Consider the following 23,764-nt stretch of genomic DNA (forward strand, 5'->3'; position numbering starts at 1 on the left):
ACGTTCAAATGACCGTATAAACGAAAGCCATGGTAGGGGGGAAGCCGCAGCAAAGGGAAGCGGTAAAAAAGGCGGAGATCGCGGCCGCGCCCGTGCGGTGCAACGCCGGACGCGACGTTGCACCGCACGGGTGGAGCAGGTGCTAGCGCTTGCGCTGGGGACCGCAGACCGTGCCCTTTTCAACCAGGCCGTTGATCTGGTCCTTCGAGTAGCCGAACTCGCCCAGCACTTCCGCGGCGTGCTGGCTGAATTTCGGCGGCGTGCGGCGCAGGTTCGGCTTGGTGCGTTCGAGGCGGATCGGCGAGGCGACGCCCTTGTACCAATCCTTCTCGATGACGTCGCCGCGATGGATGGTGTGCGGGTTGGTCAGGGCCTGGTCGATCTTCTGCACCGGGCCGGCCGGCAGGCCTGCGGCGAGCAGCCGGTTGCACAGCGGCTCCGCCTCGTGCTGGCTGAACACCGCGGCAAGCTCGGCCCGCAGCGCATCGCGGTTGGCGATGCGGTCCTTGTTGCGGGCAAAGCGCGGATCGGTGCCGAGCTCGGGCTTGCCGATCTCCTTGGCGAGCTTGCGGAAGGTGCCGTCATTGCCGACGCCGATGAAGATGTTGTCGGTCTTGGTCGGGAAGATCGCGTAGGGAACGAGATTGGGATGCTCGTTGCCGGTGAGCGACGGCGGCTTGCCATGCATGAAATAGTTCGCGGTGTGCGGATGCATGATCGCAAGCCCGGTCTCGTACAGCGTGGTCTCGAGGAATTGGCCGAGCCCTGACTTCTGCCGCTCCGACAGCGCCATCAGGATGCCGATCGCCGCGTAGAGACCGGTGGTGATGTCGACCAGCGGCACGCCGATGCGCATCGGGCCGCTCTCCGGCGATCCGGTGGCGGCGATCATGCCGGTCATCGCCTGGATGATCGCGTCATAGCCGGGGTTGCCGCCGCGCGGGCCGTCGGCGCCGAAGCCGGAGATCCGGCAATGCACGAGGCGCGGAAATCTCGCGCGCAGCACGTCGTTGCCGATGCCCCATTTGTCGAGCGTGCCCGGCTTGAAATTCTCGATCAGCACGTCGGCGGTCTCGAGCATCTTCATCAGCACGACGCGTCCGCCCTCGGAGGCGAGGTCGAGGCCGATCGAGCGCTTGTTGCGGTTGATGCCGACGAAATAGGCCGCGTCTTCCTCGTGGAAGGGAGGGCCCCAGTCGCGCACCTCGTCGCCGGCGGGCGGCTCGACCTTGATCACGTCAGCGCCGTGGTCGGCGAGAATCTGGGTGCAATACGGGCCGCCGAGCACGCGCGTCAGATCGATCACGCGCAGTCCGGTCATCGCGCCCGTAGCCGCTGGGGTATTCATGGAAACAACCTTCGCTCAGTTGGGATCGAAAACGAGGTCCCAGAGCTAACGGTCTTCCGGCGAGGCAGCAATGCTCTGATCGGCGCAGGCCCATGCAGCAGGCGGCGCGTGCGTTCGCCAAGCGAACTGGAAAGAGCGAACTGGCATCTCGAATGCAAACAAAATGGTCCGCCACGCGGCAAGGCGTGGCGGACCATTGGCGGGAGTCGAATTAGACGACGCTCAGCTTGACGTCGACATTGCCGCGCGTCGCGTTGGAATACGGGCACACATGGTGGGCCTTCTCGACCAGTGCTTCGGCGTCGGCGCGGGACAGGCCGGGCAGCGAGACGGCGAGGTCGACGGCAAGGCCGAAGCCGCCTTCCGAACGCGGACCGATGCCGACCGTCGAGGTCACCGAGGCGTCGGCGGGAACCTTGGGGCCGCCCTGCGAGGCCACGAACTTCATGGCGCCGATGAAGCAGGCGGCATAGCCCGCCGCGAACAGCTGCTCCGGATTGTTGCCGGCGCCGCCGCCGCCGCCGAGTTCCTTCGGGGTCGTGAGCTTGACGTCGAGCGCGCCGTCGAGCGTCGCCGCATGGCCATCACGGCCGCCGGTTGCCTTGGCGCTGGTCTTGTAGAGCACGTTCACAGACATGGTGGTCTCCCTTGGGTTTGGAGTCGGGCTTGAATTCGACAGCCAATGTATTGCAGACAATTAGATTGTGCACAATATAAAATGCGTGGCCTCACATTTAATTGTTCGCAATTGAATCCGCGGTCCCGTGAGCCCAGAATGACCCGGAAACGAGATGGATTCGATGGGAATCATGGTCAGGAAACAAATGGCCGCGGATCAGGCGCTGCGGCTCGATAACCAGATCTGCTTTGCGGTCTATTCGACCACGCACGCCTTCAATCGCGTCTACAAGCCGCTGCTCGACCGGCTCGGGCTGACCTATCCGCAGTATCTGGTGATGCTGGCGCTGTGGGAGCGCGACGACGTGCCGGTGAAGGATCTCGGCGAACGGCTGTTCCTGGATTCCGGCACGCTGACGCCGCTCTTGAAGCGGCTGGAGGCCGCCGAGCTGATCAAGCGGACCCGCAGCACCGAGGACGAGCGGGTCGTGCTGATCGCGCTGACGCCACAGGGCCACGCGCTGCGCGAAAAGGCCAAGGCCGTCCCGCAGTCGATTCTCGCGGCGTCGGACTGCACGGTGGGCGAGTTACTGGCGATGAAGGACGAGATCGTGGCGCTGCGCGACCGGCTGAATGCGGTGCTGGGGGAGTAGGGGGCGGTGGCTAGAGGCGCTTCTTGGCGAAGGCGCGGCCGGAGTGGGACTTCAGGTATTTCTCGAACGCCAGGGCCTTGTACTTGTCCGGAAACGCGCAGTACCAGACGAGCGGCCAAGGCTTGAATTTCGAGGTGTGCGCGGACTTGCCGGCGTTGTGTTCGGGAATCCGTCGCTTCAGATCCTCGGTGGCGCCAACGTATTCCTGATCAGGGAAATCGATGCTGCGGATGATGTAGACGTACCACATTCGCATCCACGCCTAGCAGGGGATGGCCTAGGCCATCGATACGGGGCAGATTCATAACGCGGGATTGAACCAGTCCGTCTTCGCCCTTCAGGCAACTCGTTGCTGCGCCACGCGTAGCCCGAAGGGCGAAGCGTGGTGGAGCCAGGCGGGATCGAACCGCCGACCTCTTGCATGCCATGCAAGCGCTCTCCCAGCTGAGCTATGGCCCCTTGTCCAGTTGGGACGATCCTGGGGGATCAGTCCCGGCCTCCGAGTCCTAGGCGACTCGTGAGGATGCACCCTTCACCACAGATCGGCGCCGATCTCAAGTCTCTTCGTCGCCGCCGACGTCACCAATGATGTCGGTCACGTCCTCATCGCCCTCTTCCTCGTCGGCGATGAAGGTCGAATCGTCATCGTCATCGTCATCGATGGTCTCATCGACCTCGATATCGTCCTCGGATTCGGGAACCTGGGCCTTGACCTTGCCGGTGTTCTCCTCGGCATCGGCCTCCTCGAGCGAGACCATCTCTTCGGCCTCGGCGGGCTCCGGCATGTCGGCGGCGGTCGCAGGCGAACTGACGCTGGCGCCACGGCCCCGCGGCGGGGCCACCGGCGCGATCGGCACGACCTCGCCGGTATAGGGCGAAATCACCGGGTTCTTGTTGAGGTCGTAGAACTTCTTGCCCGTGGTCGGGCAAATGCGCTTGGTTCCGAGCTCGGACTTGGCCAACGTGGTCATCCCAGAATTTTGCTGAAAAACGGAGCTTCACTTGGCTAGTTGAGCAGCCGCTGTCAATAGCGGTTTGCGGGCAAGTGACGGGCGCGTGACGCGGTGTTGCCTATGTGATACCTGCCGCGGCGCGAGAGGACACGATCTTGGCCCATTCTGACACCCCGACCCCGCTGGAATCACGTGCCTGTGGCCCCCTGGCCGGCAAGGTCCGCGTTCCCGGCGACAAATCGATTTCCCACCGTGCCCTGATCCTTGGGGCGCTTTCGGTCGGTGAAACCCGCATTTCCGGCCTTTTGGAGGGCGAGGACGTCCTCAATACGGCCAAATCCATGCGCGCGCTGGGCGCCAAGGTGGAGCGGACGGCGCCGTTTACCTGGTCGGTCGCAGGCGTCGGGGTCGGCGGCTTCGCGCAGCCCGCAGCCCCGCTCGATTTCGGCAATTCCGGCACCGGCTGCCGGCTGGTGATGGGCGCGGTGGCCGGCTGTCCGATCGCGGCCATTTTCGACGGCGACGCCTCGCTGCGTTCGCGCCCGATGCGCCGCATCCTCGACCCCCTGGAACTGATGGGTGCCCGCACCAGCGATATAACGGAGGGCGGCAGGCTGCCGCTCACGCTGCACGGCGCCCGCTATCCGTTGCCGATCGTCTACAAGACGCCGGTCGCCTCGGCCCAGATCAAGTCCGCGGTGCTGCTGGCGGGCCTGTCCGCGCCCGGCATCACCACGGTCATCGAGCAGGAAGCGAGCCGCGACCACACCGAGCTGATGCTGAAGCATTTCGGCGCCGAGATCTCCTCGGAGAAGGAAGGCAGCCACGGCCGCAGGATCACGCTGAACGGCGAGCCCGAGTTGCACGGCGCCAATGTCGTGGTGCCCGCCGATCCGTCCTCGGCCTCGTTCCCGATCGTGGCGGCGCTGATCGTCGAAGGGTCCGACGTCGTGTTCTCCGACGTGATGACCAATCCGTTGCGCACCGGCCTGTTCACCACGCTGCGCGAAATGGGCGCTTCGATCGAGGAGAGCGACGTGCGTGGTGATGCCGGCGAGCCGATGGCGCAATTGCGCGTGCGCGCCTCGAAGCTCAAGGGCGTCGAGGTGCCGCCGGAGCGCGCGCCGTCGATGATCGACGAATATCTGGTGCTGGCGGTTGCGGCCGCGTTTGCCGAAGGCACCACGATCATGCGCGGCCTGCAGGAACTGCGCGTCAAGGAATCCGACCGTCTCGAAGCCACCGCCGACATGCTGCGGGTCAACGGCGTCAAGGTCGAGGTCTCCGGCGATGATCTGATCGTCGAGGGCCGCGGCCATGTTCCGGGCGGCGGTCTCGTCGCCACCCATATGGATCATCGCATCGCGATGTCGGCGCTGGTGATGGGCTGTGCCGCGGACCGGCCGGTGAAGATCGACGACACCGCCTTCATCGCCACCAGTTTTCCGGATTTCATTCCGATGATGCGCGCGCTCGGAGCTGACTTCGCATGATCATCGCCATCGACGGACCCGCCGCCTCCGGCAAGGGCACGCTCGGCAAGCGGCTCGCCCACCACTACGGCTATCGCCATCTCGACACCGGCGTGATCTACCGCGCGGTGGCCTATGCGATGATGGCGCTGGGCGCCGATCTCAACGACGAGGCACTGGCGGTGGCCGTGGCGCTCGAGCTCGATCCCGAGAAATTCGGCAATCCGGTCCTGAAGACCCAGAAGGTCGGCGAGGGTGCATCGGTCGTCTCGGCCTTTCCCAAGGTGCGGGAAGCGCTGGTCAACTTCCAGCGCCAGTTCGCCGCCGATCCGCCCGGTGCGGTGCTCGATGGGCGCGACATCGGCACCGTGATCTGCCCCGATGCCGACGTGAAGATTTTCGTGGTCGCCGATCCGCTGGTGCGGGCGCGGCGGCGCACGCTGGAGGCGCGGGCCCGCGGCGAGGACGCCGACGAGCAGGCGGTGCTGGCCGACATCATCAAGCGCGACGAGCGCGACAAGAACCGGGCGATCGCGCCGTTGCGGCCGGCTCCAGACGCCCACACGCTTGATAATTCCAACCTCGATATCGAGGCCGGCGTCCGCGCCGCCATCGCCATCGTCGAGGCGGTGCGCGCCAAGCGCTGAAATCGCCGGCCGCGGAGGCCCTTGCGGCCCGAAAACCCAGCAAAATGGGGCATTTCCTGCTTGCCGAAAGCGGTTCGCAGGGCTATATCAGCGCCGTTCGGAGCACCATCGACGTTGTCGAGGCCGTGTTCGAGCGGGCCGGCGCTGGGTTTGAGCCATTTTTCAAACGAAACCAATGCCGCATCTGGAGGAACGTCCGCTCCCAGGTCTTGCAGTCGATATTTTCGTTTCAGGCTCCGGATCATCAGAACGTACCGAACGTGCAGTTTTGCTGCCGGCCCGCTGTTGCACCTCCTGCAATGAGTGGCCGTCAGGGTTTGCGGAACCCTGACACTTCACGCGCGGTGCGCCCATCAACCCGAACGGCCGGCGAGATCCCGCACCTGGAGAACAAATGGTTTCGAATTCTGCGTCTTCTTATACCCCGACCCGCGACGACTTCGCGGCGATGCTTGATGAGTCCTTTGCCGGCGGCAATCTGCAGGAAAGCTCGGTCATCAAGGGCAAGGTGGTTGCAATTGAGAAGGACATGGCCGTCATCGACGTCGGCCTGAAGACCGAAGGCCGCGTCGCGCTGCGCGAATTCGCCGGCCCCGGCCGCGAAAGCGACCTGAAGGTCGGCGACGAAGTCGAGGTGTTCCTCGACCGTATCGAGAATGCGCTCGGTGAAGCCGTGCTGTCGCGCGACAAGGCGCGCCGCGAGGAGAGCTGGGGCAAGCTCGAGAAGGCGTTCCAGAACAACGAAAAGGTCAACGGCGTCATCTTCAACCAGGTCAAGGGCGGCTTCACGGTCGACCTCGACGGTGCGGTGGCCTTCCTGCCGCGCTCGCAGGTCGACATTCGTCCGATCCGCGACGTCGCGCCGCTGATGAACAACTCGCAGCCGTTCCAGATCCTCAAGATGGACCGCCGCCGCGGCAACATCGTGGTGTCGCGCCGCACGGTTCTCGAAGAGACCCGCGCCGAGCAGCGCCAGGAGCTGGTGCAGAACCTCGAAGAGGGTCAGGTGATCGACGGCGTGGTCAAGAACATCACCGATTACGGTGCGTTCGTTGATCTCGGCGGCATCGACGGCCTGCTGCATGTGACCGATATCGCCTGGCGTCGCGTCAATCACCCGACCGAGGTGCTGACCATCGGCCAGACGGTGAAGGTCAAGATCATCAAGATCAACCACGAGACGCACCGCATCTCGCTCGGCATGAAGCAGCTCTTGGATGATCCGTGGCAGGGCATCGAAGCCAAGTACCCGCTGGGTGCCCGCTTCACCGGCCGCGTCACCAACATCACCGACTACGGTGCGTTCGTCGAGCTCGAGCCGGGTATCGAAGGCCTGATCCACGTCTCCGAGATGTCGTGGACCAAGAAGAACATGCATCCCGGCAAGATCGTTTCGACCTCGCAGGAAGTCGAAGTGCAGGTGCTGGAGGTGGATTCGGTCAAGCGCCGCATCTCGCTCGGTCTCAAGCAGACCATGCGCAATCCCTGGGAAGTCTTCGTCGAGAAGTTCCCGGTCGGTTCGACCGTCGAAGGCGAGGTCAAGAACAAGACCGAGTTCGGTCTGTTCCTGGGCCTCGACGGCGATGTCGACGGCATGGTCCACCTCTCCGACCTCGACTGGAAGCTTCCGGGCGAGCAGGTCATCGACAACTTCAAGAAGGGCGACATGGTCAAGGCCGTGGTGCTCGATGTCGATGTCGAGAAGGAGCGCATCTCGCTCGGCGTCAAGCAGCTCGAAGGCGACCCCTTCGCGGAGCCGGGCGACGTCAAGAAGGGCGCGGTCGTGACCTGCGAAGTGCTCGAAGTGAAGGAGAGCGGCATCGAGGTCCGGATCTCGGGCACCGAGTTCACCACCTTCATCAAGCGGTCCGAGCTGGCTCGCGATCGCAACGACCAGCGCGCCGAGCGCTTCGCCGTCGGCGAGAAGGTCGATGCCCGCGTCATCCAGTTCGACAAGAAGGCCCGCAAGGTGCAGGTCTCGATCAAGGCGCTGGAAGTTGCCGAAGAGAAGGAAGCCATCGCGCAGTACGGCTCCTCCGATTCGGGTGCGACACTTGGCGACATCCTCGGCACCGCGCTGAAGAACCGCGGTACCGACAAGTAAGCGTTCGCCCGAATTCAGGCGGACAATCGGGGCTCCGACGAAAGTCGGGGCCCTTTTTGTTTGAACCAATGCTCATCGCCCGTAGCCCGGACGAAGCGAAGCGAAATCCGGGGCTTTCCTTCCGCTCGGCTGAAGCCTTCCCCGGATTGCGCTTCGCTCCATCCGGGTTACCGATGCGTCAATGGGCGGGCCTTGTTTTCTTCATATTGCGTCGCAATTGATGTATTTGGCTAAGCTGATAGTGACGCTGCGACTGAAAAACGCGCGGGTTGCGCGCTGACCATTTCTGGAGAGATCGGATGTCGCTGGATTCGGACGTGATCGTCGACCGCCGTCGTATCAGGCGCAAGCTGACGTTCTGGCGCGTCGCCGCCGCGGTGATCGCAATCGCTGCGATCGTCGGCCTGGGCGTGGTCGCCGCCGGCGGACGCGGCACCTTCTCGACGTCGAACGCAATCGCGCGGATCAACATCGATGGACTGATCCGCAGCGACCAGCAGCGCGTCGAGGCGCTGGAGCGGCTCGGCAAGTCGAGCTATGCGGCGGTTGTCGTGCACATCAATTCGCCCGGCGGCACCACTGCGGGCTCCGAGCAGCTTTATGACTCGCTGATGCAGTTGAAGGCGAAGAAGCCGCTCGTCGTCGTGGTCGAGGGATTGGCCGCCTCGGGCGGCTACATCACGGCGATCGCCTCCGATCATATCGTCGCCCAGCAGACCTCGCTGGTCGGCTCGATCGGCGTGCTCTTCCAGTTTCCGAACGTTTCCGAATTGCTCAAGACCGTCGGCGTGAAGATGGAAGAGATCAAATCTTCTCCGCTGAAGGCCGCGCCGAACGGCTTCGAGCCGACCAGCCCCGAGGCCCGCGCCGCGATCGACGGCCTGGTCAAGGACTCCTATGCATGGTTCCGTGGATTGGTGAAGGAGCGGCGCGCCATGGACGACGCGCTGCTGGAGAAGGTCGCGGATGGCCGCGTCTTCACCGGCCGGCAGGCGGTCGATCTCAAGCTGATCGACCAGCTCGGCGACGAAAAGACCGCGATTGCCTGGCTGGTCGCGGAGAAGAAGGTCAAAAGCGACCTGCCGGTGCGGGATTACAAGCTTAATCCGCGATTCAGCGATCTCACCTTCCTGCGCACCGCGGCGTCAATGACGCTCGATGCGGTCGGTCTCGGCGCCATCGCGCGGCGGATCGAGCAGGGTGGCGTGGCCCAGGCGGTCGACCGCTTTGGGCTCGACGGCATGCTGGCATTGTGGACCCCTGGAGGAACCAACTAGCTGGCTGCCCAAGGCGTGTTCTTCTGGCTATTCCCGCTCTGCGGGAATCGCCGCATGCCCCAATTGGGCTATTTGTCACGCGATTTCACGGCGTTCTAAATCGATTTAGCGTCTTGACAGTGCACGGCATTTTCACGGAAATGGGTTTCCGCAAGAGCCCGGATCCCGCTTTCGATGATCAAATCCGAACTTGTTCAGCGTATCGCCGAGCACAACCCGCACCTCTATCAGCGGGATGTCGAGAACATTGTTAATGCGATTCTCGATGAGATCGTCGCGGCGCTGGCGCGTGGCGACCGTGTCGAGTTGCGCGGTTTTGGCGCCTTCTCGGTGAAGCATCGCCCGGCGCGCGCCGGCCGCAATCCACGAACCGGCGAGCATGTGCCGGTCGATCAGAAGAGCGTGCCGTTCTTCAAGACCGGCAAGGAAATGCGCGAGCGCCTCAATCGCGACGTGCCCGAGGCCGGATCCTCCAAGATCGACGCGCCCAAGGCTGACGCTTAACAAGGCGGCCGCTCAAGGCGCGACGACAGGCGTAGCCGTGCGGCGGGCGAACTGCCCGCACTTTCTCGATCGCTGCGAGAGATGGTCATGCGAAAGTTCTTCACGGCAGTGGTCGTCATTCCGCTCGGACTGATCTTCATCATCTTTGCAGTCGCCAACCGTCACTGGGTGACGGTGTCGTTCGATCCCTTCAACTCTGTGACGCCGACGGTTGCGGTCACACTGCCGCTGTTCGTCGTCATCATCGCCTCCGCGATCCTAGGTGTGATCGCGGGCGGCATGGCGACCTGGTTCAAGCAGGGGCGCTGGCGCCGCGCGGCCCGGCAGCACGAGGCCGATGCCCGCCACATCCGCGCCGAGCTCGCCGACCTCAAGGCTACCGTCTCCCGGGACGATACGCCGCGCCGTCCGGCGCCGGGCCAGCTCGGTTTTTACGGGTCCAACGGGCGAGACAAGCAGGGCGCGACGTTGTAGAACCCGCCCCGTCGGACCAGGGTTCACCCCGGTTCCGGCCGCCCGAAAACCCGTTTTGAGACCCGTTTCGAGACCATGCCCCTGCTCGTCAAAATCTGCGGCCTGTCTACGCGCGAGACGCTCGACGTCGCGCTCGAAGGCGGCGCTGACATGGTGGGGTTCGTGTTCTTTCCACCGTCGCCGCGCCATATCAGCCTCGAGACCGCGCGCGAGCTGGGCAGCCGCGCCAAGGGCCGCGCCGTCAAGGTCGCGCTGACCGTCGATGCCGACGACGCGACCCTGGAAAACATCGTCGAGACGCTGCGGCCGGATATCCTGCAACTGCACGGCAAGGAAACCACCGCACGGCTGCGTGACATCAAGCAGAAGTTCGGCCTGCCGCTGATGAAGGCGTTGCCAGTCGAGACCGCAGCCGACCTCGCAGCCCTGCCGGGTTACGTCAGTGTTGCTGACCGCATCCTGTTCGATGCCCGCGCGCCGAAGGATGCCACGCGGCCGGGAGGTCTCGGCGCGCCGTTCGATTGGCACGTGCTGGAAAATCTCGATCTCGTGCTGCCTTACATGGTCTCCGGCGGCCTCAACGCCGACAACGTCGCTGAGGCCGTCCGCGTCACCCGCGCCGGCGGGGTCGACGTGTCGTCGGGCGTCGAGCGCACGCCCGGCGTCAAGGATCCCGAGCTGATCCGCGCCTTCATCCGCGCCGCACGCGCAACCCAAGAACTGATGGTTCGATGAATCAAAACCTGCCCAATTCCTTCCGCAGCGGCCCCGACGAGCGCGGGCATTTCGGCATTTTCGGCGGACGCTTCGTCGCGGAAACGCTGATGCCGCTGATCCTGGATCTGGAGAAGGCCTATGCCGACGCCAAGGCCGATCCGGCGTTCCAGGCCGAGATGAATGTCTACCTGAAGGACTATGTCGGCCGGCCCTCGCCGCTCTATTTCGCCGAACGGCTCACCGAGCATCTCGGCGGCGCCAAGATCTACCTGAAGCGCGAGGAGCTCAATCACACCGGTTCGCACAAGGTCAACAACGTGCTCGGCCAGATCATGGTCGCGCGCCGCATGGGCAAGAAGCGCATCATCGCCGAGACCGGCGCCGGCCAGCATGGCGTGGCGACGGCGACGCTGTGCGCGCGGTTCGGGCTCGAATGCGTGGTCTATATGGGCGCAGTCGACGTCGAGCGGCAGCAGCCGAACGTGATCCGCATGGAGATGCTCGGCGCCAAGGTGATCCCGGTGCAGTCCGGCGCGCGCACGCTGAAAGATGCGATGAACGACGCACTGCGCGATTGGGTCACCAACGTGCACAACACCTTCTATTGCATCGGCACGGTGGCGGGCCCGCACCCCTATCCGATGATGGTGCGCGACTTCCAGTCGATCATCGGCCACGAGACCCGCAAGCAGATGCAGGAGGCCGAGGGCCGCCTGCCGGATTCGCTGATCGCCTGCATCGGCGGCGGCTCCAATGCGATGGGCCTGTTCCACCCGTTCCTCGACGATCCCTCGGTCGAGATCTTCGGCGTCGAGGCGGCCGGCCACGGGCTGACGCAGCTGCATGCGGCCTCGCTCGCTGGCGGGCGGCCCGGCGTGCTGCACGGCAACCGCACCTATCTCCTGATGGACGCCGACGGCCAGATCGAGGAAGCGCATTCGATCTCGGCCGGCCTCGACTATCCCGGCATCGGCCCCGAGCACGCCTGGCTGCACGAGACCGGCCGCGTCAAATATCTCTCGGCGACCGACGAGGAGGCGCTGGCCGCGTTCCAGCTGCTGTCGCGGCTGGAGGGCATCATCCCCGCGCTGGAGTCCGCGCACGCCATCGCGAAATTGTCCGAACTCGCGCCGCAGCGGCCCAGGGATCACCTGATGGTGGTCAATCTCTCGGGCCGCGGCGACAAGGACGTGCCGCAGGTCGGCGATATCTTGAAGGCGAGGCAGAAGTGACGGGCGGGGCGCTCCTTCCTTACCTCTCCCCGTCGGGGAGAGGTCGGCTGCGTAGCAGCCGGGTGAGGGGTCTCTCCACTCATTCGAACCGCAGCGATGTTTCGATCATCTCGAGCACCCCCTCGAGATTGTCGTACACGTCGATGTTGGTAACCCGCACGACGAGAAAGCCGCAAGCTTCGAGGACTTTGGTCCTGGCCTCGTCGCGTTTCAGTTCTGGTGATGTCGAATGTGTCGCACCGTCGACTTCGACGATCAGTTTGCCGTCGAGTGTGACGAAATCGACGATGTATCGGTCAATCGGGTGCTGGCGACGGAATTTCCATCGCGCTAGCCTGCGATTGCGCAGCGCCTGCCAAAGCTTTGCCTCAGCGTTTGTCTGTGACGCGCGGAGGCTTCGCGCTCTTGCCTTGAATCGCTCCATCCCCCTCACCCGGCTGCTGCGCAGCCGACCTCTCCCCGGAGGGGAGAGGTATAGCACAGCGACTGTCCAATCATGACCACCCGTATCGACGTACGTTTCGCCGAGCTGAAGCAGCAGGGCCGCTCCGCCTTCGTCACCTTCGTGATGGCCGGCGACCCCGACGCAAAGACCTCGCTCGACATCCTCAAGGCGCTGCCGAAGGCCGGCGCCGACGTCATCGAGATCGGCATGCCCTTCACCGATCCGATGGCCGACGGCCCGTCGATCCAGGCCGCGGGGCTACGCGCGCTCAAGGGCGGCATGACGCTCCGCAAGACGCTCGCGATGGTCCGCGACTTCCGCAAGGAAGACAACGCCACGCCGATCGTGCTGATGGGCTACTACAATCCGATCTACATCTACGGCGTCGATAGCTTCCTGCACGATGCCAAGGCCGCCGGCATCGATGGCCTGATCATCGTCGACCTGCCGCCGGAAGAAGACACCGAGCTCTGCATCCCCGCGATCAAGGCCGGGCTGAACTTCATCCGCCTGGCGACGCCGACCACCGACGACAAGCGCCTCCCGGCGGTGCTCGCCAACACCTCGGGCTTTGTCTACTACGTCGCGGTCACCGGAATTACCGGCAGTGCCGCGGCCGATTCGAAAGTCGTTGGAGCGGCCGTGGCGCGCATCAAACGGCACACCGCGCTGCCGGTCTGTGTTGGCTTCGGCATCCGAACTCCGGAAGCGGCGCGTGCGATCGCCGAGAACGCCGATGGCTCCGTGGTCGGCACCGCGCTGGTCGACGCCCTGAAGGGCAGCCTCGATGCCGAGGGCCGCGCGACGCCCAAGACCGTGAGCGCGGTGGCGGACCTGGTGTCCGCGCTGGCGCAGGGGGTCCGGGGCGCCAGGCAGGCCGCTGAATAAGCCACATTTTGCGGCAAAAACGCCGCGTATGGCGGCTTGCCGGGTTCGCCCGGCCCGCCATATATCCAGCTGGTGCGGAACCGATCCGCATTTCGGAGCGAACCATGAATTGGCTCACCAACGTCGTCCGGCCGAAGATTCGCAACATCCTGCGGCGCGAGACGCCGGAAAACCTCTGGATCAAGTGCCCGGATTCCGGGCAGCTCGTGTTCTACAAGGACGTCGAGGCCAACCAGTTCGTGATCCCCGGCTCGAACTATCACATGCGCATGGGCGCGGTGGCGCGGCTCAAGTCGGTCTTCGACAATGAGACCTGGTTCGACGTCGCGCTGCCCGAGGTGACGGCGGATCCGCTCAAGTTCCGCGACGAGCGCAAATATGTCGACCGCATCAAGGACGCCCGCGCCAAGACCGGGCTGAACGATGCGATCAAGGTCGGCTACGGCAAGCTCGAAGGCGCCGGCGTCGTGGTCGCGGTGCAGGATTTCGATTTCATGGGCGGCTCGCTCGGCATGGCCGCCGGTGAAGCGATGGTGCGCGGGCTCGAGCTCGCGGTCGAAAAGAAGTCGCCCTTCATCGTGTTCGCCGCATCGGGCGGCGCGCGGATGCAGGAAGGCATTTTGTCGCTGATGCAGATGCCGCGCACCACGGTCGGCGTGCAGATGCTGCGCGAGGCGCGCCAGCCCTACATCGTCGTGCTGACCAATCCGACCACCGGCGGCGTCACTGCGTCTTATGCGATGCTCGGCGACATCCAGATCGCCGAGCCCGGCGCGCTGATCGGCTTCGCCGGCGCGCGCGTGATCGAGCAGACCATCCGCGAGAAACTGCCGGACGGCTTCCAGCGCGCCGAATATCTGCGCGAGCACGGCATGGTCGACATGGTCGTGCACCGCCACGACATGAAGGCCACGCTGGCGCGGCTGTGCCGCCTGCTGACCAAGGCGCCGGCGCCGGAATCGTCATCGAAGCCCACGGCCCCGGTCACCGAGCCGGCCCAGATCGTCACGGCCCCGGAGATGGTGCCGGCTGCGCCGCACGCGTGACCGCAAGCGCCGCCCCATCGCAGCCGTCGTTCGAGGCGTTGATCGCGCGGGTATCGGCGCTGCATCCGAAGCGCATCGACCTCAGCCTCGATCGCATGCGCGGCCTGATGGAGCGGCTCGATCATCCCGAGTGCAAGCTGCCGCCGGTGATCCATGTCGCCGGCACCAATGGCAAGGGCTCGACCGTCGCCTATCTGCGCGCGATCCTGGAGGCCGCAGGCCTGCGCGTGCACGTCTTCACCTCGCCCTATCTGGTGCGGCTCAACGAATGCTACCGGCTGGGCGCCACAGGCGGCGGCAAGCTCGTCGGCGACGACGAACTGCGCGAGACGTTCGAGCACTGCGAGCGCATCAATGCCGGCAATCCCGTCACCATCTTCGAGATGGAAACCGCGGTCGCGTTCTGCCTGTTCGCGAAGCATCCAGCCGACGTCGCGCTGCTCGAGGTCGGCCTCGGCGGCCGGCTCGATTCCACCAACGTGGTCGAGACGCCGCTGGCCTCGGTGATCACGCCGGTCAGCATGGACCACATGGAATTCCTCGGCGACACGCTGACCGCGATCGCGGGCGAGAAGGCCGCGATCATCAAGCGCAAGGTGCCGGTGATCTCAGCCGAGCAGGCGGCGGATGCGATGGCCGTGATCGAGACGGAGGCGAACCGCATGCGCGCGCCCCTGCATGCGGCCGGCCAGCAATGGCATGTCGGCGTCGAGCGCGGCCGGCTGGTCTATCAGGACGAGCGCGGCCTGCTGGATCTCGCCGCGCCAAAGCTGTTCGGCCGGCACCAGTTCGACAATGCCGGCCTTGCGATCGCAACATTGCGCGCGATCGACACCTTCAAGCTCAACATCGCCGCCTATGAAGCCGGTATGGTCAGCGCCGAATGGCCGGCGCGGATGCAGCGGCTGGTTGCCGGCACGCTGGTCTGCCAGGGGCCGCAGGGTTCCGAGGTCTGGCTCGACGGCGGCCACAATGCCGAGGGCGGCCGCGTTGCCGCCGCGGCGCTCGGCGATCTCGAGGAGCGCGTGTCGCGGCCGCTGGTCGTGATCGCAGGCATGATGGCCAACAAGGATGCCGATGCCTTCCTCGCCAATTTCGCCGGACTGACGCGCCACATCATCGCGGTCCCGGTGCCCGGCCGCGACAACGGCATGGCTCCGGACAAACTCGCCGATGCCGCGCGTGCGCTCGGCATGCGCGTCGAGATCGCATCCGGTGTCGATGCCGCGTTGCAACGGCTCGCCATGCTGGCCTATGAGGTGCCGCCGCGCATCCTGATCACCGGCTCGCTGTACCTCGCCGGCCCGGTACTTGCCGCCAACGGCACGCCTCCTGCATAAGCTGTGTTGCTCGGACCCGTAGCCCGGATGGAGCGCAGCGCAATCCGGGACGACTTGAATCGCGGCTGCTGAACCCCGGATTTCGCTTCGCTCCATCCGGGCTACGAGGGGATCAGAGACGTCATGCGTTTTGCTGCGATCGCCGACATCCATGGCAATCATCTCGCGCTTGAAGCCGTACTGTCGGACATCCGCGCCCAGGGCATTTCCGACATCGTCGATCTCGGCGACATGGTCAGCGGCCCGCTCGACGCGCGGCCGACGATCGACCTTCTGATGGCGCTCGATGCGGTCCATCTGCTCGGCAATCACGACCGCTATCTGATCGATCGTCCGCATGAGAAAATGGGCTCCTGGGAGCGCAGAACCTACACCCAGCTCGAGCCGCGGCATCTCGACTGGCTGCGCACGCTGCCCGCGAATTCGGTCTATCGCGACGAGGTCTTCCTCTGTCACGCAACGCCGCAGGATGACCAGACCTACTGGCTCGAGACGGTACTGCCGGGCGGTGAGCTCGTGATGTCGTCGCTCGAATCGATCGAGGCGAGGGCGGCCGGCGTGACGCAATCGCTGATCCTCTGCGCGCACACCCATACGGCGCGCGCCGTACGGCTTCGCGACGGCCGGCTGATCGTCAATCCCGGCAGCGTCGGCTCGCCCGGCTATCGCGCCGGCAAGCCGAATCCGCATGTCGTCGAGGCCGGTTCGCCCGATGCGCGCTACGCCATCCTCGAACAGGTCGATGGTGGCTGGGACGTCACCTTTCGCCACATCCCGTACGATCACGCGGCGATGGCTGCGCTGGCGCGGCACAACGGCGAGGCCGAGCTCGCCTCGGCGCTGGCGACGGGATGGATCAGGTAAAACAAAACGGCCGGCTCATCGCCGGCCGTTTCGCAAATCGGCTAATTCGAATCGGATCAGACCGCAGCGGTGATCCACTGCTGCAGCTTGGCCTTCGGAGCGGCGCCGACCTGACGCGACGCCATCTCGCCGCCCTTGAAGATCATCAGGGTCGGGATCGACATCACGCCATATTTCGAAGCGGTCTTCGGGCTCTCGTCGACGTTGAGCTTCACGATCTTGACCTTGTCGCCCATCGCGCCGGAAATCTCATCGAGAGCGGGCGCAATCATGCGGCACGGACCACACCATTCGGCCCAGAAGTCGACGACCACCGGCCCGGTCGCCTTGAGCACTTCGGCTTCGAAATCGGCGTCAGAAACCTTGCCAACGGCCATGTGAATACCTCGTTCGGGTTGAGACAAAAGGGCGCGGAGGAGAATCGCGCCCGGGAGCATGGGGCAAACGTATGAACGCCCCCTTGCCGGGTCAAGCTTGCTCACGCCGACATGAACTTATGCCAGCCCGGCGTCCAGCGCGGAGGCGGAAATCTCCATCATTTCAGGGGTTTCAGTCCAGAGCAGGGCGGCGTGGATGATCCTTTGGGGATAAAGTTTTGCCAGCACCGCACGGTACAGCGCGAGCTGCCGGATATAACCCTTGGGGGCCTCGGCGGCGGTCTTTGGCGGGGCGTGGTTGGTCTTGAAATCGACGATCAGGACCTCGTTCGGCGTCACCACCAGCCGGTCGATCTGGCCCGAGACCAGCGCCTTCGGCTGGCCCGGCTGCTCCAGCCGGCCCACGATCGAAACCTCGGCACGGCTGCCGGGGGCAAACACCGGCGCGAAGCGCAGATCGACGGTCAGGGCGACCACTTGCCGAGCCAGCGCCGCGCACTCTTCCTCGCTCCAGCCATCGGCGTTACGCGCAAGATAGCGGAGCGCCGCGCCGAGCCGTCGTTCCACCGCGATTTCGGGCAGCGATTGCAGCAGGCGATGCACCAGCGTGCCGCGTTGCAGGGCGCGGGCGCGCAGCAGCACCGATTCGCCGGTGCGTATTGGGTGGCGGTCGTCATCGGCCGGATCGGACGGGCGCAGCACGCCCGCGGCGGCGGCTTCGGGTGCGGCCGCAGTCCGCAGCCAGGACGGCAGCGCGACCGGCGCCGCGGCCGTCGACGCCGCCGCGCCGGTGAGATCGGCTGTGTCGTCGGGCCGCGAATAACGCATCACCTTGCCGGCCGGTGTCTCGACCTCCTCGAGCCTGAGCCCGGAATTGGCCAGCCCCTTGGTGATCAGGTCGTACCAGGAGGACTTCCGCACCGTGTTCATGTTGCCCGGCATGCAGCCGCCAACGATCAGCCGGTCGGCGGCGCGGGTCATCGCGACATAGAGCAGGCGGCGATATTCGTCCTCGGTATCGCCGAGCATCGCCTTGCGCGCGTCGGCGACGGCAGGCGGATCATCGGCCTTCTTGCCGGCCCAGACCACGACCCCGGGCGCGTTCGGCGCGGCGTTGCCCTGCGGCAGATGGATCAGCCGCAGCCGCTGGGTGTCCGACGGCGAGGTCGTGGTGTCGACCAGGAACACCACCGAAGCCTCGAGGCCCTTGGCGCCGTGCACGGTCATCACGCGCACCTCGTCGCGCGAGATCTCCATGTCGCGTTTCACCTCGGTGTCGGCGGCGCGCAGCCAGGCGACGAAGCCCTGCAGCGAGGCCGGCGCCTTGCGCTCATAGCTCAGCGCGAGCTCGAGGAATTCGTCGAGCGCGTCGTCGGCCTCGTGGCCGAGCCGGCGCAGGATGCGCGCGCGTCCGCCATCTCCGCCGAGCAGCCAGGCGTAGAACGCGAACGGCGTCTCCTGGGTGAAGCGGCGCTCGCACTCTTCCAGGCGCCGCAGCGCGGCCGAGAACCGTTCATCGGCCGGGGCCTGCGCGGCCAGTGCCTCACGCAGCGCGCCGCGGCGCTCGTACGCCAGCTTGAACAGATCGTCGTCGTCGAGGCCGAACAGCGGGCTCTTCAGCGCCACCGCGAGCGCGAGATCGTCCTGCGGCAGCAGCAGCGCGTCGGCGAGGTTCATCAGGTCGATGATCGCGATGTGCTCGGTCAGTTTCAGCCGATCGGCGCCGGCGACCGGAATGCCCGCGTGCTTCAGCGCCTGGATCACGGCGTCGAAGGCGTTGCCGCGCCGCCGCACCAGGATCAGCATGTCGCCGTAGCGCAGCGGCCGCCGTCCGCCGGCGCTGCCGGTCATGGTGCCGCTGGTGACGAGGCGCCTGATCTCGGCCTGGATGCGCCGGGCCAGCTTCACCTCGGGGCTGGTGATCGAGACGCCGTCGAACGGCGCGCGCCAGCCTTCGATGTCCTGGCGGTCGTCGGCGACCGCGAGATCCCAGAGCTCGATCAGGCTCGGGCCGGCATCGGCCATCGCATTGTGGATCGGGTAACCGTTCTCGACCGCATGGATGCTGCGGAAGATCTCCTGCTCGCGGAACACGTGGTCGACCGAATGCAGGATCACCGGCCCCGAGCGGAACGAATAGGTGAACGACACCGGATCGAACTTCAGCCCGGCCTCCTCGAAGCGCCGCTTCAGCTCGCGCCGCCGCAAATCGAACTCGCGCGGCGCTGCGCCCTGGAACGAGAAGATCGACTGCTTCTCGTCGCCGACCGCGAACACGGTGCGCACCAGACCGTCGCGGGCGCCGGCGCCGGAGGTGAACTCCGAGATGATGTGGGCGACGATGTCCCATTGCCGCGGGCTGGTGTCCTGCGCCTCGTCGATCAGCACGTGATCGACGCCGCGGTCGAGCTTGTAATGCACCCATCCCGACGAGACGCGGTCGAGCATCGCCAGCGTCTTGTCGATCAGATCGTCATAGTCGAGCAGGCCGCGCTCCAGCTTTTCGCGCCGGTAGTGCCCGGCCGCCGCGGTCGCGATGTGGATCAGCGCCTCGGTGCGGTCGCGCGCGACCACGGCGCGACGGCGCTCGATGAGGGGACCGAGACGGTCGATCTCGGCCTCGAACCGGCGGCCCGCGACCGCATTCTTCTTGATGAAGTTGTTGGTGATGACGGACGCGCGCGGCGCGCGGTCGTCGGTCAGGAAGACGCCGAGATATTCGTCGACCTGGGCTGCACCGGTGAAGGTCAGCGCGGCTCGCAGACGGTCCGCCTGCTTCTGGTCTGCCTTGCTGCTGGTGTCGAGCAGCGTGGCCATCTCTTTCCAACTCGACCGCGGCAGGTTCGGCCCGTCGACGATCTCGCGCTCGACATCCTCGATGCGATCATCCGCGGAAACGCCGAGCGTGGCCGACATCTGCGCGGCGGCGGCCGCGGCGCTGCCGGCGGCATCGGTCCAGGCCATGAAATGGTCGCGGCTGAGGCAGGCCTCACGCACAACCTCCTTGAAGGTGACGTCGGCGGCGTTTGCCATCGCCGTCCGCAGCGCGCGGCCGATCGGACTGTCGGGAATCCGCGACGCTTCGAGGAACACGGCGAGATTGGCGCGTTCCATCATCTCGTTCTGGTCGCGGTCGTCGAGCACGGCGAAGCGCGCCGGCACGTTGGCCTCGAACGGAAACTGCTGCAGCAGGCGGGTGCACAGCGCGTGAATGGTCTGCACCTTCAACCCGCCGGGCGTCTCCAGCGCGCAGGCAAACAGCTTGCGAGCTTCTTTGCGGAGCTTCGAATCCGGATGCGCGATACCGGCCTCGCGGATCGCGGCATCGAGCCCGGAATCGTCGAGCGTCACCCAATGGCCGAGCGTCGTGAACACGCGCTCGGCCATGTTCGCCGCGGCCGCCTTGGTGAAGGTGATGCAGAGGATCTTCTCCGGCGCCACGCCCGAGAGCAGCAGGCGGATCACGCGCTGGACCAGCACATGCGTCTTGCCCGAGCCGGCATTGGCCGACACGAAGGTCGAAGCCTTCGGATCGGACGCGCGGGCCTGCGCGTCGCGCACTGCGTGGGGGATGGGGCGGGGCGCTTTCACCATTCCTCGATCCCCAGGCCGCCGGCGGCCGACCATTCCTTGATGCGCGCGAGGTCGTCATAGGCGCCGTAGCGGTTCGCCCACATCGAGAGGTTCAGCGAGGTATAGGCCTGGCTCTCGTCGTCGAAGGCGCGGATCAGGGCTTCCAGCTTGCGACGCGCGGCGTCGGCGGCCTCATCGGGCGGTTGCGGCGTGTCGCTGGTCTTGATCTTGAGTTCGAGCGAGCGCTGCTCGCCGGGCGGGTTGTTGCCGCTCAGCCGGACATAGACGAGGTCGCCGACCGAGGAGCCGGCCGGGATGTCGGCAAAACCGCCCTCGCGCAGGATCGCGGCTTCCAGCGTGAGCTGCGGCGACAGGCCCATGCGCACCTGCTTGCCGGTCGGCGGTTGGCCGGTCTTGTAGTCGAGGATCGCAAAGCTGCCGTCGTCGCGCCGCTCGATGCGATCGGCCCGTGCGGAGAGGACGAATGTCCTGGCAGCGTCGAGCGGAATGCCGATCTCGCCGCGGATCTCCGCCTTGATCGCAGCAATAGTGCCGCGCCGCGCCTGCTCCCATTCGGCAAACCACGCCGCGATGCGCTGGAAGCGCGGCCACCATAGCGCCCGTGCCTCCGGCCGCTCCATCAGCGGTGCAAAATGCTTCGCCCCGATGTCGCGCAGCGCGCTCTTGATGTCGTCAGGCAACGCGTCGGCATAGACCTGCGTGAATTCGCCGAGCGATTCATGGATCGCCGAGCCGCGATCGGCCGCCGACAACGGCATGTCGACGGGATCGAGCGGATCGAGCCTCAGGATGTAGCGCGCATAGATCGTGTAGGGATCGCGCAGCCAATCCTCGATCGCGGTGACCGACATTTTCAGCGGCCGCGCCTCGCGCGGCGGCCGCGGCTCCGGCTGCGGGATCGGCTCGACCTTGTCGGGCCGGTCGAGCTCGGCGGCGTATTGCACGTAGATCTCGCCGGCCGACGTCGCCGCCTTCCAGCGCGCTGTGCCAGCGACCGCTTCGATCCGATGCAGGAAGCGCGAGGCGACCGCCGGCGCGCCGCCGACCTTGGCGGCGTGGGTGAGGATCACCTCGTCGCTGCCGAGCAGCTGCGCGAAGTCGTGGGCGGACAGGCCGATGCGCCGCTCGGGGAGATCGAGCCCGAGCTCGTGCCGCATCGGCCGGCTCAACCAGGGATCGATCCGCGGCGCCGGCGGCCAGACGCCCTCGACTAGGCCGCCGAGGATGACGCGATCGGATTCGGTGAGACGTGCTTCGAGCTGACCGAAGATGTTGAGCTGCGCGCGCGCCGATTCCGGCCGCCGCACCATGCGGTCGCCGAACGCGGTCTGGAACACCTCGGGATAATCTGACAGCGGCGTCATCAGCCCGCTCGGCTGCTGCTTGGCGAGCAGCTCGTCGAAGGCCGCCGCCAGCGAGGCACCGGCGCGCTCCTCGAACACGATGGCGACGCCGTTCTGGTCACAGGACAGCGCGATCAGCGCCTCGCGGTGCCGCGCGGCGAGCTCGGCGAAATCATAGGGTCTTGACGACGCCATGCCTTCCAGCGGCGCCAGCGCCGCCTGCAATTTGGCGATCAGGCCCTCGGCCTGGTTGAGCTCCTTGTCGCGCAGCCTCGCGCGCGGCTCCATGGCGTGCAGCGACGAGGTCCCGCCCCCGTATAGTTTGACGAGCTCGGCACGGAAGCGCGCGAAGTCGCGGGCGAGGCCGCCGGTCCCGGCTTGCGGCCGCGTGCCGCGCAACAGCGCGATCTCCAGCGCCTCGATCGCACGCTTCAGCGCGCCATGCGCACCGCCGAGCCGGAACAGCGGATGCTTGAGCAGCGCGAGCAATGTCGGCGGCTCCAGCCCCTTGGCCGCGGCCTCCGCGGTGAGGCGGGCGAATACGCCGGCCGGCGTTTCGATCAGCGCGTCGCCGCCGGAATCGTCGAACGCGAGATTCCAGCGCGTCAGCGAGGCCATCACGCGGCGCGCCAATGCGCGGTCCGGCGTCACCAGCGCGGCCGATTTGCCGAGATGCCGCGCCTCGCGCATCGCAACCGCAATCGCCAGCGCCTCCATCTCGGGATTGGGCGCCTCGACCACGGTGAGGTTGGTCATCCCGGCGGAAATCCGCGCCACGATCTCGGGCCGCTCCAGCCGGTCATGCCACTGCGCGGTCGCGGTCGAGGGACGCATCGTCTCCGACACCAGCACCTCGCGGCCGAGCGGCGCCGGCTCGGCCAGGCTCTCGACATCGCGGCGCTTGATGCCGAAGCGGTCGAGCAAAGCGTGCATCGCGAATTGCGGATGGTTCGACGATGGCGGCGTGGTGAACCTGCCGTCGTCGCCGCGCTCGCCGCCGATCGTGTCCCAGCTGTCCTCGTCGAGATCAGTGTCGAGCCCGGGCAGCACAACGGCGCCGTTCCGAAGCTTCGCCACCGCGTGCAGGAATTTCGCCGTCGCCGGCATCGAACCGGTCGAGCCGGCCGCGATCACCGGACCGGCGTGATGCGCGGTCAGCCGAGCGGCTTCCGCGTCGATCAGGAGATCGCGGCGTGCCGCCGGTTCGATCCGGCCGATTTCCTTGAGGTAGTTCGGCCAGGCGTCGCGCGCGATGCGCAGGAAGTCGAGCGAGTGCTGCCAGTATTTGTCGAGCTGGTCCGGCACCAGGCGGTCGAGCGCGCGCCAGTCGACGCCGCGCGTCACCATGTCGTCCATCAGCCGCGCCAGATCGCCGGCGAGCTGCAAAGTCGAGGCCGGGCCGCCGACCACCAGCGGCGCCGATACCGGCGTCTTGGCCCAGGCCGCGACCAGATGCGCCAGGGTCAGCCGGCGCTCGAGCTCGCCGAGCCGGGGCGGAATCTCCAGCGGCGCGGCGCCGCCGACGTCGTCGCCCTGGTCGGCGAAGGCGAGTTCGTCCTCATCGATGTCGCCGAGGGCTATGATGCGCGGCAGCACCGCGGCGTCGGAATCGAGCACATCGAGGAAGATCTCGCGCGCCAGCCGTCCGGCGCGGCGGGTCGGCAGATAGAGCGTGGCGTTGGCGAGCCTTGCGGGATCGTTGCGCGCCTCGAATCCCTCGACCAGCCGGCCGTCGACCAGCGCCGAGATCACGGTGCGCAGGAACGGCGCGGAGACGGGAACGCTGAAGACGCGCATGGGCTGCCTTGTTCGAATCAGGCGCCAATATAGGAAGCCGTGGCCGTCGTTAGCCACCCCTGCCGGTCAGC

General features: G+C 66.1%; 21 protein-coding genes and 1 tRNA gene. 13 read left to right on the forward strand and 9 right to left on the reverse strand.

Translation table 11 applies throughout. The features are described from left to right. Window positions 1–142: 142 nt before the first annotated feature. Both ACVILL_RS13320 and ACVILL_RS13325 read right to left on the reverse strand, forming a co-directional pair. The gene (locus ACVILL_RS13320) at window positions 143–1,348 is read right to left on the reverse strand and encodes a CaiB/BaiF CoA transferase family protein (protein WP_456729458.1); all 1,206 of its coding nucleotides are present in this window, start codon (window positions 1,346–1,348) and stop codon (window positions 143–145) included. Window positions 1,349–1,559: 211 nt separating this feature from the next. Continuing rightward, the gene (locus ACVILL_RS13325; RefSeq protein ID WP_076863571.1) at window positions 1,560–1,985 is read right to left on the reverse strand and encodes an organic hydroperoxide resistance protein; all 426 of its coding nucleotides are present in this window, start codon (window positions 1,983–1,985) and stop codon (window positions 1,560–1,562) included. A 172-nt stretch (window positions 1,986–2,157) separates the two neighbouring features. On the opposite strand from ACVILL_RS13325, the gene ACVILL_RS13330 reads away from it, so the two are divergent. Next, window positions 2,158–2,619, forward strand: coding sequence for a MarR family winged helix-turn-helix transcriptional regulator (locus ACVILL_RS13330; RefSeq protein ID WP_456729459.1), 462 nt, complete (start codon window positions 2,158–2,160; stop codon window positions 2,617–2,619). A gap of 10 nt (window positions 2,620–2,629) precedes the next feature. Here ACVILL_RS13330 and ACVILL_RS13335 read toward each other — a convergent pair whose 3' ends face one another. The 3 genes from ACVILL_RS13335 to ACVILL_RS13345 all read right to left on the reverse strand — a co-directional run bounded on the left by ACVILL_RS13335 (window position 2,630) and on the right by ACVILL_RS13345 (window position 3,581). Next, window positions 2,630–2,869, reverse strand: a complete 240-nt coding sequence (locus ACVILL_RS13335; protein WP_456729460.1) for a GIY-YIG nuclease family protein — start codon at window positions 2,867–2,869, stop codon at window positions 2,630–2,632. Window positions 2,870–3,002: 133 nt separating this feature from the next. Continuing rightward, window positions 3,003–3,078, reverse strand: a tRNA-Ala gene (locus tag ACVILL_RS13340). A gap of 95 nt (window positions 3,079–3,173) precedes the next feature. Beyond that, window positions 3,174–3,581, reverse strand: coding sequence for a TIGR02300 family protein (locus ACVILL_RS13345; protein WP_456734257.1), 408 nt, complete (start codon window positions 3,579–3,581; stop codon window positions 3,174–3,176). 146 nt (window positions 3,582–3,727) lie between these two features. Between ACVILL_RS13345 and aroA the strand changes: the two genes are divergently transcribed. From aroA to trpB, 8 genes are all read left to right on the forward strand, one after another. Continuing rightward, window positions 3,728–5,065, forward strand: a complete 1,338-nt coding sequence (gene aroA, locus ACVILL_RS13350; RefSeq protein WP_456729461.1) for a 3-phosphoshikimate 1-carboxyvinyltransferase — start codon at window positions 3,728–3,730, stop codon at window positions 5,063–5,065. Further along, a complete protein-coding gene (gene cmk, locus ACVILL_RS13355; RefSeq protein WP_456729462.1) occupies window positions 5,062–5,691 on the forward strand; it encodes a (d)CMP kinase in 630 nt (209 codons plus the stop codon). The genes aroA and cmk overlap by 4 nt, the downstream gene beginning before the upstream one ends. A gap of 394 nt (window positions 5,692–6,085) precedes the next feature. Then, complete coding sequence (gene rpsA, locus ACVILL_RS13360; protein ID WP_076863580.1) at window positions 6,086–7,795, forward strand: 30S ribosomal protein S1; 1,710 nt, start codon at window positions 6,086–6,088, stop codon at window positions 7,793–7,795. Window positions 7,796–8,094: 299 nt separating this feature from the next. Beyond that, window positions 8,095–9,072, forward strand: coding sequence for a signal peptide peptidase SppA (gene sppA, locus ACVILL_RS13365; protein ID WP_456729463.1), 978 nt, complete (start codon window positions 8,095–8,097; stop codon window positions 9,070–9,072). A gap of 174 nt (window positions 9,073–9,246) precedes the next feature. Beyond that, on the forward strand, window positions 9,247–9,576 hold the full coding sequence (locus ACVILL_RS13370) for an integration host factor subunit beta (protein WP_456729464.1): 330 nt from the start codon (window positions 9,247–9,249) through the stop codon (window positions 9,574–9,576). Between the two features lie 87 nt (window positions 9,577–9,663). Next, on the forward strand, window positions 9,664–10,050 hold the full coding sequence (locus tag ACVILL_RS13375; protein ID WP_456729465.1) for a LapA family protein: 387 nt from the start codon (window positions 9,664–9,666) through the stop codon (window positions 10,048–10,050). A 75-nt stretch (window positions 10,051–10,125) separates the two neighbouring features. Next, window positions 10,126–10,785, forward strand: coding sequence for a phosphoribosylanthranilate isomerase (locus tag ACVILL_RS13380; RefSeq protein ID WP_456729466.1), 660 nt, complete (start codon window positions 10,126–10,128; stop codon window positions 10,783–10,785). Then, the gene (gene trpB, locus ACVILL_RS13385) at window positions 10,782–11,999 is read left to right on the forward strand and encodes a tryptophan synthase subunit beta (protein ID WP_074131074.1); all 1,218 of its coding nucleotides are present in this window, start codon (window positions 10,782–10,784) and stop codon (window positions 11,997–11,999) included. Before ACVILL_RS13380 ends, trpB begins: the two co-directional genes overlap by 4 nt. A 79-nt stretch (window positions 12,000–12,078) precedes the next feature. Here trpB and ACVILL_RS13390 read toward each other — a convergent pair whose 3' ends face one another. Beyond that, complete coding sequence (locus ACVILL_RS13390) at window positions 12,079–12,423, reverse strand: endonuclease domain-containing protein (protein ID WP_456729467.1); 345 nt, start codon at window positions 12,421–12,423, stop codon at window positions 12,079–12,081. Window positions 12,424–12,495: 72 nt separating this feature from the next. Between ACVILL_RS13390 and trpA the strand changes: the two genes are divergently transcribed. The 4 genes from trpA to ACVILL_RS13410 all read left to right on the forward strand — a co-directional run bounded on the left by trpA (window position 12,496) and on the right by ACVILL_RS13410 (window position 16,582). Continuing rightward, window positions 12,496–13,332: a tryptophan synthase subunit alpha gene (trpA, locus tag ACVILL_RS13395; protein ID WP_456729468.1), complete on the forward strand. Its 837-nt coding sequence runs from the start codon at window positions 12,496–12,498 to the stop codon at window positions 13,330–13,332. 104 nt (window positions 13,333–13,436) lie between these two features. Next, window positions 13,437–14,378: an acetyl-CoA carboxylase, carboxyltransferase subunit beta gene (accD, locus tag ACVILL_RS13400; protein WP_456729469.1), complete on the forward strand. Its 942-nt coding sequence runs from the start codon at window positions 13,437–13,439 to the stop codon at window positions 14,376–14,378. Window positions 14,379–14,473: 95 nt separating this feature from the next. Continuing rightward, a complete protein-coding gene (locus tag ACVILL_RS13405; RefSeq protein WP_456734258.1) occupies window positions 14,474–15,718 on the forward strand; it encodes a bifunctional folylpolyglutamate synthase/dihydrofolate synthase in 1,245 nt (414 codons plus the stop codon). Window positions 15,719–15,841: 123 nt separating this feature from the next. Continuing rightward, window positions 15,842–16,582 (forward strand): metallophosphoesterase family protein, encoded by a 741-nt coding sequence (locus tag ACVILL_RS13410; protein WP_456729470.1) that lies wholly within the window; start codon window positions 15,842–15,844, stop codon window positions 16,580–16,582. Between the two features lie 56 nt (window positions 16,583–16,638). Here ACVILL_RS13410 and trxA read toward each other — a convergent pair whose 3' ends face one another. From trxA to addB, 3 genes are all read right to left on the reverse strand, one after another. Then, window positions 16,639–16,959 (reverse strand): thioredoxin, encoded by a 321-nt coding sequence (gene trxA, locus ACVILL_RS13415; protein ID WP_016847387.1) that lies wholly within the window; start codon window positions 16,957–16,959, stop codon window positions 16,639–16,641. Window positions 16,960–17,076: 117 nt separating this feature from the next. Continuing rightward, the gene (gene addA / locus ACVILL_RS13420) at window positions 17,077–20,553 is read right to left on the reverse strand and encodes a double-strand break repair helicase AddA (protein ID WP_456729471.1); all 3,477 of its coding nucleotides are present in this window, start codon (window positions 20,551–20,553) and stop codon (window positions 17,077–17,079) included. Next, window positions 20,547–23,693, reverse strand: a complete 3,147-nt coding sequence (gene addB / locus ACVILL_RS13425) for a double-strand break repair protein AddB (RefSeq protein ID WP_456729472.1) — start codon at window positions 23,691–23,693, stop codon at window positions 20,547–20,549. Before addB ends, addA begins: the two co-directional genes overlap by 7 nt. Window positions 23,694–23,764: the final 71 nt, after the last annotated feature.

This window comes from Bradyrhizobium sp. USDA 3364 (assembly GCF_054056355.1).